Origin of the sequence: Flavobacterium flabelliforme (assembly GCF_017948675.1) — a bacterium.
In the GTDB taxonomy this organism is placed as follows: domain Bacteria; phylum Bacteroidota; class Bacteroidia; order Flavobacteriales; family Flavobacteriaceae; genus Flavobacterium; species Flavobacterium pygoscelis.
The window spans coordinates 220,411-236,027 of the sequence record NZ_JAGFBU010000001.1 but is presented as its reverse complement, the minus strand read 5'-3'; the positions used below and the strand labels follow the sequence as shown (position 1 = coordinate 236,027).

General features: G+C 31.2%; 13 protein-coding genes. 8 read left to right on the top strand and 5 right to left on the bottom strand.

Annotated features, from left to right (window positions below):
* The first annotated feature begins 54 nt into the window (after positions 1-54).
* Positions 55-1,833 carry an arginine--tRNA ligase gene (gene argS / locus J3S90_RS01025; protein ID WP_210644120.1) on the top strand — a complete coding sequence of 593 codons (1,779 nt, stop codon included), beginning with the start codon at positions 55-57 and terminating at the stop codon, positions 1,831-1,833.
* 82 nt (positions 1,834-1,915) lie between these two features.
* Here argS and J3S90_RS01020 read toward each other — a convergent pair whose 3' ends face one another.
* Positions 1,916-2,827 (bottom strand): DUF6607 family protein, encoded by a 912-nt coding sequence (locus J3S90_RS01020; RefSeq protein ID WP_210644118.1) that lies wholly within the window; start codon positions 2,825-2,827, stop codon positions 1,916-1,918.
* A 105-nt stretch (positions 2,828-2,932) separates the two neighbouring features.
* Between J3S90_RS01020 and J3S90_RS01015 the strand changes: the two genes are divergently transcribed.
* The 5 genes from J3S90_RS01015 (at position 2,933) to J3S90_RS00995 (ending at position 9,634) form a co-directional block, all read left to right on the top strand.
* Positions 2,933-4,993 (top strand): TonB-dependent receptor plug domain-containing protein, encoded by a 2,061-nt coding sequence (locus J3S90_RS01015; RefSeq protein WP_210644116.1) that lies wholly within the window; start codon positions 2,933-2,935, stop codon positions 4,991-4,993.
* Between the two features lie 26 nt (positions 4,994-5,019).
* Complete coding sequence (locus J3S90_RS01010) at positions 5,020-5,643, top strand: HmuY family protein (RefSeq protein ID WP_210644114.1); 624 nt, start codon at positions 5,020-5,022, stop codon at positions 5,641-5,643.
* A gap of 443 nt (positions 5,644-6,086) precedes the next feature.
* Positions 6,087-7,448, top strand: coding sequence for a signal recognition particle protein (gene ffh, locus J3S90_RS01005; protein ID WP_188049704.1), 1,362 nt, complete (start codon positions 6,087-6,089; stop codon positions 7,446-7,448).
* 147 nt (positions 7,449-7,595) lie between these two features.
* Positions 7,596-8,477, top strand: coding sequence for a bifunctional 5,10-methylenetetrahydrofolate dehydrogenase/5,10-methenyltetrahydrofolate cyclohydrolase (locus J3S90_RS01000; RefSeq protein ID WP_188049705.1), 882 nt, complete (start codon positions 7,596-7,598; stop codon positions 8,475-8,477).
* 230 nt (positions 8,478-8,707) lie between these two features.
* Positions 8,708-9,634: a magnesium transporter CorA family protein gene (locus J3S90_RS00995; RefSeq protein WP_210644112.1), complete on the top strand. Its 927-nt coding sequence runs from the start codon at positions 8,708-8,710 to the stop codon at positions 9,632-9,634.
* A 43-nt stretch (positions 9,635-9,677) separates the two neighbouring features.
* Here J3S90_RS00995 and rluF read toward each other — a convergent pair whose 3' ends face one another.
* From rluF to J3S90_RS00975, 4 genes are all read right to left on the bottom strand, one after another.
* On the bottom strand, positions 9,678-10,496 hold the full coding sequence (rluF, locus tag J3S90_RS00990; RefSeq protein ID WP_188049710.1) for a 23S rRNA pseudouridine(2604) synthase RluF: 819 nt from the start codon (positions 10,494-10,496) through the stop codon (positions 9,678-9,680).
* 295 nt (positions 10,497-10,791) lie between these two features.
* A complete protein-coding gene (locus J3S90_RS00985) occupies positions 10,792-11,643 on the bottom strand; it encodes an alpha/beta hydrolase (protein WP_210644111.1) in 852 nt (283 codons plus the stop codon).
* A gap of 99 nt (positions 11,644-11,742) precedes the next feature.
* A complete protein-coding gene (locus J3S90_RS00980; protein WP_188049712.1) occupies positions 11,743-12,522 on the bottom strand; it encodes a zinc ribbon domain-containing protein in 780 nt (259 codons plus the stop codon).
* A gap of 3 nt (positions 12,523-12,525) precedes the next feature.
* A complete protein-coding gene (locus J3S90_RS00975) occupies positions 12,526-13,623 on the bottom strand; it encodes a Nif3-like dinuclear metal center hexameric protein (RefSeq protein WP_210644107.1) in 1,098 nt (365 codons plus the stop codon).
* Between the two features lie 184 nt (positions 13,624-13,807).
* Between J3S90_RS00975 and lpxK the strand changes: the two genes are divergently transcribed.
* Both lpxK and J3S90_RS00965 read left to right on the top strand, forming a co-directional pair.
* Positions 13,808-14,833: a tetraacyldisaccharide 4'-kinase gene (lpxK, locus tag J3S90_RS00970; protein ID WP_210644105.1), complete on the top strand. Its 1,026-nt coding sequence runs from the start codon at positions 13,808-13,810 to the stop codon at positions 14,831-14,833.
* Positions 14,805-15,617: a purine-nucleoside phosphorylase gene (locus J3S90_RS00965; protein WP_210644104.1), complete on the top strand. Its 813-nt coding sequence runs from the start codon at positions 14,805-14,807 to the stop codon at positions 15,615-15,617. Before lpxK ends, J3S90_RS00965 begins: the two co-directional genes overlap by 29 nt.

The window sequence follows — 15,617 nt, the reverse complement described above, 5'->3', positions numbered from 1 at the left end:
ATTTTAAAATTCCCGCAGAATCACTATCTTTGCACCCTTAAAAAAGTACACAAAATGACATTACCACAGATTCTTACGCCCGCTATTGAAAAAGCCGTGAATGCTTTATTTGATGTTACTGTTGAAAAAATTGAATTTCAAACTACTCGGAAAGAATTTGAAGGAGATATTACCATGGTAATTTTTCCTTTACTGAAATTGGTAAAAAGTAATCCAGTTGAATTAGGTAATAAAATTGGAACATATTTAGTCGAAAATTTGGCAGCCGTAAGTCGTTTTAATGTGGTTTCTGGATTTTTAAATATTGTTATTTCGGATGACTATTATTTAAATTTCTTTAATGAAATAAAAAACATTGAGTCCTTTGGTTTTGTAACTCCTAATCCAGAGGATAAAGCAGTTATGGTTGAATACTCTTCGCCAAATACTAACAAACCACTGCATTTAGGTCACGTACGTAATAATCTTTTAGGATATTCTGTTGCCGAAATTATAAAAGCTTCAGGTAAAAAAGTATATAAAACCCAAGTCATTAATGACAGAGGAATTCATATTTGTAAATCCATGTTGGCTTGGCAGAAATTCGGTAACGGACAAACTCCCGAATCAACTGGTCTTAAAGGAGATAAATTAGTAGGGAACTACTATGTTGCTTTTGATAAAGCCTATAAAGAAGAAATAGCGCAATTAATTAGCGCTGGAAAAACGGAAGAAGAAGCCAAAAAACAAGCGCCAATTATTTTAGAAGCACAAGAAATGCTTTTGAAATGGGAAGCAGGAGATGAAGCCGTAATTACGCTTTGGAAAATGATGAACCAATGGGTTTATGATGGTTTTGCTATTAGCTACAAAAATCTAGGAGTAGATTTTGATACTTATTATTATGAAAGTAATACTTATTTATTAGGAAAAGATGTCGTTCAGATAGGTTTAGATAAAGGTGTTTTCGAGAAAGATCCAGATGGTTCAGTTTGGATTGATTTGACCGAAGAAGGTTTAGATCGTAAAATTGTATTGCGTTCTGACGGAACAGCCGTATATATGACGCAAGATATTGGAACGGCAATTCAGCGTGTAAAGGATTTTCCTGATGTAGGAGGAATGGTTTATACCGTTGGAAATGAGCAAGATTATCACTTTAAAGTGTTATTCTTAATCTTGAAAAAATTAGGTTTTGATTGGTCTAAAAACTTATTTCATTTGTCTTACGGAATGGTAGATTTACCTTCGGGTAAAATGAAAAGCCGTGAAGGAACGGTAGTTGATGCCGATGATTTGATGCAAGAAATGACCGATACAGCTCAAAAAATTGCTGAAGATTTAGGTAAATTAGATACGTATAATGCTGATGAAAAAGCAAAATTATATAATACTATTGGTCTTGGAGCTTTAAAATATTACATTTTAAAAGTAGATCCTAAAAAACGAATCTTATTTAATCCAGAGGAATCTGTTGATTTTGCTGGAAATACAGGACCGTTTATTCAATATACTTACGCCAGAATTCAATCTATAATTCGTAAGGCTAATTTCGATTTTACAAATAAATCAGAAATAACAACACTTCACGAAAAAGAAAAAGAATTAGTAAAGCAATTAGAGTTGTTTCCAGAAGTGATTCAAAATGCTGCACAACATCATAGTCCCGCTTTATTGGCAAATTATACTTATGACTTAGTTCGCGAGTACAATTCGTTCTATCAAGCAGTTCCTATTTTAGGTGAAGAAGATTTAGAAAAGAAAATATTCCGAGTGCAATTATCAAAAAAAGTAGCCGATGTTATTGCTTCTTCTTTTAAATTACTAGGAATTAATGTTCCAGAAAGAATGTAGTTTATTTTATAATTCATTATAAAACAAAAGCCGATAATTTAAAATTATCGGCTTTTGTTTTTAAAAATATTCAGTTGTTATTTTATTTTTTGATAACAAAATTGTCAATAATGCTATCCGTTTGGTCTTTTGTTGCATTTGGTTTTAAGTCAAATAGTTGGGAATACAAAGTCTTTTTATTTACTTTTTTTTCCAATTTTATATCTTTGTTTTGATCATAAACAGTATCCCATTTCGTTCTTATATTTTTCCATAGATTATTGTTTTCTTTCCACCAATTTTGAGCAGCGATACATTTAGAATCGGCTACTTTAGTATAAATATCCATTCCTTTTTCTTGAGCAAGTAGGTAATCTTTTCCTGCTTCTGTTCTTAAAATTTTATCATTATCTTGTTCATGGTTCCAACCTGTTTTAGTGATTTCATGAATGTTTCTTCTTTTCAAGACATTATAATCTTTGCGTTTGGTATCTTCTCTTCTAGGTAATGGAGCATCCGTTGTATTTTTCCAATAGTCTTTTCCGTCAATATGAACCCAAGAAGCAGTTCCTTCATATCTTGGACTATCGTCAACTTGAAATACTTTTTGAGTCCATTGTCCTTTTACATCCATCTTATTCAACTTAGTAAATTTCCAAGTATTGTCTTTGTCAAAACGATACAAATTAGTGTTTTCATAAAGCCAATCTTGTCTCCAATGTTTGATAATCATGTCGTCACTCACAATTAATAAGTGTTGTAGCATTATTTTGTTGGGTGTATCTTCTACTAATTCTACCCATTCTAAACCATTGTCATGTTTTGTCGCAGATGGTTTGTAATTAACGCTGTCTTTTGAATATTGAAATGTTTCTGCAAAATTGAATTTTACTTCATAACAACCACACATGGCTTTGATCGCTTTTATATCTTCACTTTTTTTGATTTCTTGACTAAAGCTTGTTAGAGTTGTAACTGTCATTAATGCAGATAAATAGAGTTTTTTTGTTAACATAGTTGATTTTATTAATTAAAAATTTTTGACAAATATATAAAGTTTATTTAGAATAAATAAAAATAAGACTACTTTTGTAGAAATTATTAAGTCTAAATAAATATAATGAAATTTAAAAATACTCTTTATATCACTCTTCTTTTTTGTCAATTTTCCTTTGCGCAACAAGTGCAAAAAGACAGTTTAGTTGTTAAGGAATTATTAGAAGTTAAGGTTGTTACAGCGACAAGAACTGAAAGAGTACTTTCTTCCTTACCCTTGCCAATAAGTATAATAACTGCCAAAGAAATTGAGAAAACAGGAGTTACTCGATTAAATGAAATTTTAAGCGAGCAAACAGGTATTATTTTAATTCCTGATGAAAGTGGTTTTGAGGGGATTCAGATTCAAGGTTTAGACGCAGCCTACACGTTAGTACTAATTGATGGCGTTCCAATTGTTGGTAGAAATGCAGGAGTTTTAGATTTATCAAGAATATCAGTAGGGAATATAGATAGAATTGAGATTGTAAAAGGGGCATCTTCTGCTTTATATGGCTCAGAAGCAATGGGCGGTGTGATCAATGTAATTACAAAAAAACCTAAAAAAGATATGCTGTCAGGTAATTTTTCCTATCGATATGCAACTTTCAATACCAATGACTTGAATGCTAATCTGCTCTGGAAAAAGAACAGGTTTTCTGCTAATGTATTCGCTAACTTTTATTCTTCTGACGGATTTGATTTGGATAAAGCAACACCTTTAAAAAATGTTGAAAAATTTTATAATTACACCATTAATCCCAAATTGTATTATGATTTTTCTAAAAAAGTTAAGCTAATTATAAGCAATCGCTTTTACAATCAGAATATGAATAATGTCGCCCTCATTGAAACTGAATATTACAAAGGTGATGCTGAAGAAAAGGAATGGAATTCTCAAGTTAAGGTAGAACACAAGTTGAATTCAAAGTTGTATTTTGAGTATGAATTATATGCAACGAATTATAAAAACAATTCCTTCTTAGAGGATGAAAGTAAAGTGCTTTACGATCAAACCTTTTACAATCAATGGCTTTTTAGACCTGAAATAAGAACTACTTTCTCTATTAATAAAAATAAGTTAACAGCAGGAATAGGAATGAATCAGGAAACTTTAGATAGAACTTATTTTAATGCTATTGTCAAATTTAATTCTCAATATGTTTTTGTGCAGTATGATTACAACCCAAACCAAAAATGGAATATTCTAGCGGGATTTAGGTACGATAATCACAGTGAATACGCCTCACAGTTAAGTCCAAAATTAGCGTTGAATTATAAAATTAACACTAATTTTTCTTTAAAAACATCTGTTGGATACGGATACAAGGCACCAGATTTTCGCCAATTGTATTTCGATTTTACAAATCCATCAGTAGGATATACCGTTTTGGGATATAATGTAGCTGAAGCGCGATTAAATGAGATGCAAGATCAAATATTGAAAAAAGAATCAGGGATTAATTTTGATGAACCATTACAAGCAGAAAGTGCTGTGAATTGTAATTTTGGAACTTTTTACAAAAAGGAAAAATTTAAATTAGAGGTAAACACATTTTATAATTCTATTCATAATTTAATTGATACTAAGGCAGTTGCTCAAAAAAATAATGGTCAGAGTATTTTTAGTTATTTTAATACTAATGCTGTTTTTACGTATGGATTAGAACTGAATTCGAATTATAACTTCACTAAAGATGTAATGGTTTCTTTTGGTTATCAATATCTAACAGCAAAAGACAAATCGATTTCGGAACACTTTCAAGACTATCAATACATAAGAAACAACGAACTACAAACGATAAAAATTGATAAATCAGATTATTTCGGATTTTACAATCGCTCGAAACATACTGCCAATCTCAAACTATTATACACTATTTCAACTATAAAAACAGATATCAATTTGCGTATTTTTTACAGAAGTAAATACGGAATGTTTGATAGCAATGGTAATCAAATACTGGATAAATACGACACGTTTGTAGATGATTATTTTATTACCAATTTATCGGCTTCAAAATACATTTCGGATACATTACTTTTTCAAATCGGTGCTAATAATTTACTTGATTATAAAGAGCCCAATCAAATTCCTAATCTTTCTGGAAGACAACTTTTTGCACGAATTCAATTCAATTTTTAATTAATATTTATTTAAACACTTTTACAATGAGAACAAATTTTTTAAAACTTTCGCTTTTAGCACTAGTAATTTTCACAACATCTTGTAGTAATGATGATAAAAAGGAGGAGCTAGTTCCAGCAGTTATAACTCAAAAATTCACTAATCTTCCGGCTCCAGCCACAGGGGGACAAGGACAACCTGAAGGCGGTGCATTCACAAAATTCAGTTTTTCTGAAAATAAAATTGTAACCAGTGATAATTGGGATGTAGCTTTTCGTGGTACTGTAATTATTGTAAACGGAGGAGCTAAAATTGGTATTGTCGATGAGCCAAACAGAACGGGAAATGCTGCTGTAAGCATTGTTTCTGGTGCATTTTCAACTATAAAATCGATTCCCTTAGCGTCAACCTTTAAACAAGATGCAGCTGCGATTTATGCTTTTCCAAAGTCTGGAGATAATGCGTGGTACGATTACAATTCTAATACCCATCTTATATCGTCTAAAGCGGGAAAGATATTTGTTATAAAAACACATGATGGGAAATACGCAAAATTTGAAATCCTAAGTTATTACAAAGATGCACCTGCAGCACCAGATCTTACTTCTACAGGTAGATATTACACCTTCAATTTTGCTTATCAGCCCAATAGTACAACAACTTTTTAATTTTTTTTTTTTTTGAATCTATCCATTTATTTTGATTTATAAAGTTTAGCCACTTATTTTGAGCTATTCCTACTAATAATTATTGAGATAATTTGATGTAATTCAGCATATTAAACACACTCCTTAAACTAGTATTATAATTAGGTTCAAAATATTGTCTTGATATTTCTTTTTTTGTAACCAATTAGATTTTGGCTTTTATAAGCTAAAATGTTAATGTCAATACTGTTTATGAGTTACTTGTTTGTATTTTGGGAAAAGGAGGTTAGATTTATCTAGCCTCTTTTTTGTTTTTAATGTATTCATGTTAAACACAGTTTAGCTAAAATAAAACACTCTTTTCTGTTTTTTTCTATTCCATAAAATAGTCTCAATTATCTATTGTATCTAATTGCCTAATTATCTAATTAGTTTATCTTTGCATTTCAATAAAAAAATAAACCATGTTCGATAATTTAAGCGATAAACTAGATAAAGCCTTTCATATACTTAAAGGTCACGGAAAAATCACCGAAGTAAATGTAGCCGAAACTTTAAAAGAAGTTCGTAGAGCTTTGCTTGATGCGGATGTTAACTTTAAAATTGCGAAAGATTTTACCACTAAAGTAAAAGAAAAAGCAATCGGGCAGGATGTATTAACAACGCTTCAGCCAGGGCAATTGTTAGTAAAGTTAGTTAAAGATGAACTGACAGAATTAATGGGTGGTGATGTTGCAGGAATTAATCTTTCTGGAAATCCAACCGTTATTTTAATGTCTGGTTTGCAAGGATCAGGAAAAACTACTTTTTCTGGAAAACTAGCGAATTATCTTCTTACAAAAAAGAATAAAAAACCACTATTGGTTGCTTGTGATATTTATCGTCCAGCAGCGATTCAGCAATTATATGTTGTTGGAGATTCAATAGGTGTTGAGGTATACTCTGAGCCTGAAAATAAAAATCCTGTTGAAATTGCCCAAAATGCAATCAAACACGCGAAAGCAAATGGATTTAATGTGGTTATTGTCGATACAGCAGGTCGTTTGGCGGTTGATGAGGAAATGATGAACGAGATAGAACGTGTTCATAAAGCGATTCAGCCTCAAGAAACCTTATTTGTTGTAGATGCAATGACAGGTCAAGATGCCGTAAATACAGCAAAAACGTTCAATGATCGATTGAATTTTGATGGTGTTATTTTAACGAAACTTGATGGTGATACGCGTGGTGGGGCAGCTATTTCTATAAAAACAGTTGTAAATAAACCAATTAAATTCGTCGGTACAGGGGAAAAGATGGATGCTATAGATGTATTCTATCCTATTCGTATGGCTGAAAGAATTTTAGGGATGGGTGACGTTGTGTCTTTGGTAGAAAGAGCGCAAGAACAATTTGACGAAGACGAAGCCAGAAAGATTCAAAAGAAAATTGCTAAAAATGAATTTGGTTTTGATGATTTCCTATCTCAAATTCAGCAAGTAAAGAAAATGGGTAATATGAAAGACTTGGTCGGAATGATACCTGGTGCTTCAAAAGCCATGAAAGATGTAGAGATCGAAGATGATGCATTCAAACATATAGAAGCCATTATTCACTCGATGACTCCAATTGAAAGAAGCAAACCCGCTTTGATTGATGTAAAAAGAAAAGCAAGAATTGCTAAAGGTTCCGGAACGAAAATCGAACAAGTCAATCAATTGATGAAACAATTTGATCAAATGAGCAAGATGATGAAAATGATGCAGGGACCAGGAGGAAAAAATTTAATGAAAATGATGGGCGGAATGAAAGGCGGAATGCCTGGAGGAATGCCTGGAATGAGATAATATCTTTAAGGTTTAAAGTTTTAATTAAATTAAAACTTTAAACCTTAATTTTTTAGCAGAACAATTACAACAACTATTATGTTATCCTTTTTTTGCTGAGTTGGTTTGACTACAGCAAAGAATTATTATCCTTTAAACTAAATTAAAATGCAACTACTAGACGGAAAAAAAACAGCGGAAGATATTAAGAGTGAAATCGCTGTAGAAGTACAAAAAATGAAAGATAATGGGGAAAAAGTACCTCATTTGGCTGCTTTAATCGTTGGTAACGATGGGGCAAGTTTAACTTATGTTGGCAGTAAAGTGAAAGCTTGCGAACGAGTAGGATTCGAATCTACTTTAGTAAAAATGCCTAGTACAACTACAGAAGTTGAATTACTTAAAAAAATAAAAGAATTGAACGAGAATGAGGCTATTGATGGCTTTATCGTTCAGTTACCATTGCCTGAACAAATTGATGAACAAAAAGTTTTAATGGCTGTTGATCCGAGTAAAGATGTGGATGGTTTTCACCCAGAGAATTTTGGTAAGATGGCATTAGATATGACAACTTTTATCCCAGCTACACCGTTCGGTATCTTAGAGTTATTAGAAAGATATGAAGTAGAAACAAAAGGTAAACATACAGTAGTTATTGGTCGTAGCCATATTGTAGGACGCCCAATGAGTATCTTAATGGGAAGAAAAGGATTCCCAGGAAATTCAACAGTTACTCTGACACACAGCTACACTAAAAACATTGAAGAAATAACGATTCAGGCAGATATTATTATTACTGCACTTGGAGTTCCTAATTATCTTAAAGCAAATATGGTAAAAGAAGGTGTTGTTGTTATTGATGTTGGTATTACTCGTGTTCCTGATGAAAATCATGAAAAAGGATATGTAATTACAGGAGATGTTGATTTTGATGAAGTAAGTAAAAAAGCATCTTTTATAACTCCTGTTCCAGGTGGAGTAGGACCAATGACGATAGCAATGTTACTTAAAAACACACTTTTGGCAAGAGAAATGAAAAGAAATAAATAGTATAATTGATTTGAAAAAAAGCCTTAAATGTGAGTTTAAGGCTTTTTTTTTAGCTTAAAAACGACTTAAAAATTAGTTAATTGACGATTAAACGAAATTTAAACAATACTTTTGCAGCACTTAAAAAAATAAATAATTTTAAAATGGACGATTATTATTCGGAAATGTTGAATTAAAGTAGCCCTTGTAACTAAATCAAGAGGCTATGACTAAACCTATAGAATTTTGATATGAGAGCTTTTTACAAAAACAATAACGGATTAATTGCCATTGAAAAATGGATTCCAAACTGCTGGATAAATATAGAATGTCCGACCGAAGCAGAAAAAAAATATTTACTAGAAGACCTAGAGATTCCAGAAGCTTTTTATAATGATATTGAAGATATTGACGAAAGACCAAGGATAGAAATTGAAAATGGTTGGACTCTAATCATTATGCGAATTCCTGTAAAAAGCAATGATATAAAGTTGCCTTTTCATACCATTCCTGTTGGTATTGTTTTTAAAGGTCAAATATGCATTACCATAAGTTTTCACAAAACAGAAATGCTTGCCGATTTTGTAACATACACCAAACGCAAGAATATTAATATCAAAGATAATTTTGATTTAGTATTAAAATTGTTACTATCCTCTAGTGTTTGGTTTTTGAAATACTTAAAACAAGTCAACCAAAAAATAAAATTAGCCGAAGATAATTTGGAGAAATCCATAAAAAATGAAGAATTACAAGCCTTACTTCAAATAGAGAAGTGCTTGGTTTTCTTTATGACTTCCTTAAAAGGCAATGATATTTTATTACACAGAATCAAGAATATAAAATCACAAAGAGAGTATTTTGATCTTGATTTGTTAGAAGATGTGGAGATTGAATTGCGCCAGGCACAAGAAACCACTAATATATATAGTGATATTTTAACAGGAACTATGGATGCGTATGCCTCTGTAATTTCAAACAATATGAATACTATAATGAAACAGATGACTTCTATTTCAATTATATTAATGATTCCAACATTGATCGCTAGTTTATACGGAATGAATGTTCCTAATGATTTACAAGAAAACAAATATGGAATCTGGATTGTAATTGCCATATCTATGATCTTACCTGCTTTTGGTGTGTTTTTATTTAAAAGAAAACGCTGGTTTTAAATATAAAAAAAGCGTTTCAGATTTTGAAACGCTTTTTTACTTTTTAATATTCTCCTCTTTTCTTAAATCGAGGATCATCCCTTTTTATAAATTCGGTTTTTCTTCTGTTAGGTGATGCTTCTGGTTTAGGTAAACTTCCCTCTTCTGTTTTTATTGAAGGCTCAATCAATTGATTCATTTCTAAAATTTCAGCATCCGTTAAATCTCTAAAACGACCCACAGGAATATCAAGTGAAATATTAATGATTCGAATACGCTTAAGCGCTACAACGTCATAACCTAAATACTCGGTCATTCTACGAATTTGGCGATTTAAACCTTGTGTAAGTATAATTTTGAATGTGGTAGAACTAATTTTCTCTACTTTACACTTTTTGGTTACAGTATCTAAAATAGGAACTCCATTTCCCATCTTTTCTATAAATCGGTCCGTAATTAATTTGTTTACTGTTACGGTATATTCTTTTTCGTGATTGTTTCTCGCTCTTAAAATTTTATTTACAATGTCACCGTCATTGGTCATAAAAATCAATCCTTCACTTGCTTTGTCTAATCGTCCAATTGGAAAAATACGAGTGGGATAGTTTATATAATCAACTATATTATTGCGAACTTCTAAATTAGTAGTACATTCTATACCTACTGGTTTGTTGAAAGCAAGGTATACTGGTTTTTCATTTTTTTCTCGTATCAATTTACCATCAATACGCACTTCATCATTAGGAGATACTTTGGTTCCTAATTCTGGTACGATTCCATTAATGGTAACGCGACCTTCTTCAATAATTTTATCGGCTTCACGGCGAGAGCAATATCCTGTTTCTCCTATGAATTTATTGAGGCGTTTTAAATTTTCTTCCATAGTGCAAAAGTAAGCAAATTTCTTTATCGGTTTCTTAAACTCTTTTTTAAAAATGATGTTTGGGTAGGAAAGTGATTTGACATTCAACTTTAAAGTTGTTTATCACAAATGTCAATAAATATCAAAAATCCCTTAAAGTTTTAAAACCTAATTAATCTAATTCATAAATTTGAAATATAAATTACTGGCAAATTAAAATTTAGACATTCTTATATTTCTTATGTGTTTAAAACAGTCAATATTATTTTTGAAACACTCACACTTTTTCAAAATGTACTATTAAAAATTATGGATTTTAGTCCTTTGAATCAAATAAAAAGGCATTTACTTTTTTATACAATTCCTCATCGTGTAATTTGTGACCAAGGCCTTTAGTTTCTTCAAAATGAACGTCTTTCCATGCGGAGGCTATTTTTTTTCCTTCTGTAAATAAGACAATAGTATCATCAACATCATGCGCTAGAAATCCTTTAGTTTCATTATTGGAAACAAATTCTTTTGATGCAAATTCATCTAAATTTTTATCCAATACCTGAGTGTATTTGTTTTTTAAAGCTTGTGTAACTTTATTGTTCAATCTTAATAGAGTTGTAAAGTTTTTTAAAATAATAACAAAATCACTAGGCGCACCTAGAATTACCATTTTTTGAATATTAGGGTTTTGGTGTTTGTATTGATAATACAAACTTGTTTTTCCTCCCATAGAGTGACCAATCATATATTGAGGTTGGTACTTTTTAGCAACAATATCAATAAATTCTGCATATTTTGGTATGGTAAATTCTTTTCCACTTGACATTCCTTGTCCTGGTCCATCAATAGCAATTATGGTACTTCCTGAGTCGATAAGATAGGGTAGCATTTTTTTCCATCTAGAGGAATTGCTTTCCCAACCATGAATAAGTAATATAGTGGTATCGTTTCCTTTCCAAATGTAGGTTTGTATTACATTATCATTATCAATTATTGTGTCTCGAATTGCACCTTGTAGTGTTTTAGGAATTTTGTTGCTATTGATTTTTCCTTTTCTAGGTTGGCTAAAAAATCCATGTGCTATTTGAATAGCTTTATCAGGAAAAACATAGCTCATAAGATTGATGTAAGCACCAATTGATTTAGTTAACAAAAAATAAAAACTGTTTTTCATGAAATAAAATTATCAAACTATACAAACAAAAAAAGTCTGCAAAGCAGACCAAATATAATATAAAAAAAAGTCCCGATGTAAATCGGGACTTAAATGTAATTAAAACTTAGCAAATAATTGATCCATTTTTTCTTTTTCTTCGTCAGCTAGCATGCTGTCTACTAATATTCTTCCAGAGTGTTCGTCTGTGATGATTTTCTTTCTCGAAGCAATTTCTACTTGAGTCTGTGGCGGAATAGTGAAGAATGATCCTGCAGATGCTCCTCTTTCGATAGATACAACAGCTAAACCGTTACGAACACTAGTTCTGATTCTTGTATATGCTTTCAATAATCTTTCTTCAATTAAAGCTTGAAATTCTTGAGATTTCTCAGATAAGAATGCCTCTTCTTTTGCTGTTTCAGCCATGATAGCGTCTAGCTCAGATTTTTTATGCTTTAAGTGATTTGATTTTGCTTCTAATCTTTCTTTAGAGCTTGCAATTACTTCCTTCTTGTGTTCCATAGAAGCTTTCATTTCTTTAATTTGCTTTTCAGACAATTGAATTTCTAATTCTTGAAATTCTATTTCTTTAGTCAGCGAATTAAATTCTCTGTTGTTACGAACCGTTTCTTGTTGTTTCGTATATTTTTTGATAGACTCTTTGTGGTCTTCAATGGCATTCTTTTTTACTTTGATAAGGTCCTCAATTACTTCAAGTTCTCCTTTCAATTTTTCTGAACGCGTACTTAAACCAGCCACTTCATCTTCTAAATCTTCAACTTCTAAAGGAAGCTCTCCTCTTACGTTTCTAATTTCGTCAATTCTGGAGTCAATAAGTTGTAAATCGTAAATCGCTCTTAACTTGTCCTCAACACTTAATTCTTTCGTATTCGTCATATTCTATAAGTACTTAACTGGATTTGAATTTTCTTCTGATAAAATAACAGCAAAATTAAGGATTTTTTTTCGAAGATACTCAACAATATAATTTTTTGTATAGCGTTCGCTTTCAAAATGTCCAATATCTGCCAATAAAAGTCGATTTTCGGCTTGATAAAACTCATGATACTTCAAATCAGCGGTCAAATATACATCTGCGCCAGCTTGAATTGCATTTTTTATGGCAAAACTTCCAGCTCCACCAAGAACGGCTATTTTTTTTACTTCTTTTCCGATAAAGTTAGAATGCCTTATCCCTTTTGATTGCATTTTTTCTTTTACAAATAGTAAAAAATCTTTTTCTTTCATTGGTTCTTTCAATTCACCAATCATTCCTAAACCAATATTTTGATGCTGGTTTTTTAAATCGTAAATTTCATACGCCACTTCTTCATAAGCATGATTTTGAAACAATGCTTTTAATATTTTATTTTCTAAATGTTTTTCAAAAGTAACTTCAATTTTAATTTCCTCTGTTTGAACAAATTCAAATCGCTCTCCTAATTGAGGATTGCTATTTTCATTTCCCATAAAAGTTCCTATGCCTTTTGAATTGAAACTGCAATCTTCATAATTTCCTATATTTCCAGCGCCAGCATCAAACAGTGCTTTTCGAACTTTTTCTGCATTTTCAGCAATTGTATAAGTCACTAGTTTCCTAATGAAATTTTCCTTTGGAACTAAAACTTTAGTATTTATTAAACCAAGCGCATCACAGAAAATTTTATTCACTCCATTTTGATGATTGTCTAAAGCAGTATGAACTGCATATATAGCAATATCATTTTTTATAGCTTTGATAATCGAGCGTTCTACATAATCTTTGCCTGTTATTTTTTTTAAGCCAGAAAATAATATAGGATGAAAACAAACTACAAGATTGCATTTTTTTGCTATGGCTTCATCAATTATGCTTTCTAACGCATCATGACAAACTAAAACTCCTGTGGCTTCATTATTTTGATCTCCAACTAATAAGCCTACATTATCAAAATCTTCAGCGTAAGCAAGCGGCGCCATTTCCTCCAGAATAGAAAGAATGTCTTTTATTTTACTCATTATTAATTGTTTTGCATTTATAAATTATCAAATTTTTTAAGAATCTATTTAAGAGAAAAGTGTATGTTTGACTAAATGAGAATCTTAGCGATTTGTACTTTCAAATATAAGCATAAACGATGTTTTTTTAATATTTGAACCGTTTTATTCGTGAATTGGTAGCTTATCTTTTTATATTTGTTTTATGAATTTACTTAGAAAAATACTGTTTCCAATTTCCATTTTGTATGGTATAATCACAAGTATTCGTAATTTTCTTTTTAATAAAGGGATTTTAAAATCCTATTCTTTTGATTTGCCAATTATTGCAGTGGGAAATCTTAGTGTTGGAGGGACTGGTAAAACGCCTCAAATAGAATATTTAATTCGTTTGCTTTCTAAAAAATATAAAGTAGCCACTCTTAGTAGAGGTTATAAAAGGAAATCGAAAGGTTTTATTTTGGCTGATCAAACTGCGACTGCTGTTATTCTTGGTGACGAACCTTTTCAATTTTTTGAAAAATTTAAAGAAATTCAAGTTGCTGTTGATGCTGATAGACAAAATGGGATTAAGCAATTACTTGCCCAAAAAGAAAAGCCAGCAGTTATTTTATTAGATGATGCTTTTCAACACCGAAAAGTAAAAGCGGGATTTTATATTTTGCTAACTTCTTATGGAGATTTATTTTCAGATGATTTTATATTGCCAGCAGGAAATTTAAGAGAAAGCAGAAGTGGGGTAAAAAGAGCGAATGTTGTCATTGTAACTAAATGTCCTGCTACACTTTCATCAGAGGAGAAAAACAAAATCAGAAACAAGTTGAATATTTCTTCAGATCAAGAATTATACTTTACTTTTATAGCGTATGATACTTTTATTTTTAGCGAAAATCTAAAGTTAAACCTTAATGAACTGCAATCAACACCCAAAATAGTAATTGCAGGAATTGCAAAGCCAGAACCTTTTTTTAAACATTTACAAAATAATAATGAAGTCTGTTTGTCTTTTCCAGATCATCATAATTTTACTGATAAAGACATTTTAGAAATAAAAAAAATAGCTCAAAATAATATTATTATTACTACCGAGAAAGATTATATGCGTTTGAAAGGAAGTTTGCCAACAGAACAGCTTTTCTATTTGCCCATAAAAAGTTCTTTTCTGTGTGATAGTGAGAAATTTGATAAAACAATTATAAATTATGTGGGAACAAGTACAAGAAACCGTTAGTTATATCAACGAGAAGATCAATTTTAAGCCAGAATATGGTGTTATTTTAGGATCAGGATTAGGGAGTTTTACCGATGAAATGCAAATTGAGTACACTTTACCGTATAATGAGATTCCAAATTTTCCAGTTTCAACCGTTCAGGGTCATAAAGGAGCCTTAGTATTCGGAACCATTGGTTCTAAAAAAGTAGTTGCTATGCAAGGAAGATTTCATTTTTATGAGGGATATTCTATGACTGAAGTTACTTTTCCGGTGCGAGTAATGAAATTTTTAGGAATTGATAAATTAGTAGTCTCAAATGCTTCTGGTGGAGTAAATCCAAACTATAAAGTAGGATCTATTGTGATGATTACAGATCACATTAATATGACTCCAGAACATCCTTTGCGTGGCAAAAACGATGAGCGTTTTGGACCTCGTTTTGTAAATATGAGCGAGCCTTATTCTAGAAAGATGATTGCTACCAGTAAAGCTTTAGCAAAAAACTTGAATATAGAAGTGCAAGAAGGAATCTATCTAGGCTTACAAGGCCCTACTTTTGAGACTTTAGCCGAATATAAAATGGTGAAAATTTTGGGTGCTGATTGTGTGGGAATGTCAACTGTTCCAGAAGTAATCGTAGCACGCCATATGGATTTAGAAACATTTGGTATTTCTGTAATAACAGATATGGGTGACGAAGAAAGTATTGGAACTATTTCTCATGATGAAGTATTAGAGGCTGCTAAAGGAGCAGAACCTAAAGTGAGAAAACTTATTAGAGAATTAATTTTAAACTATTAA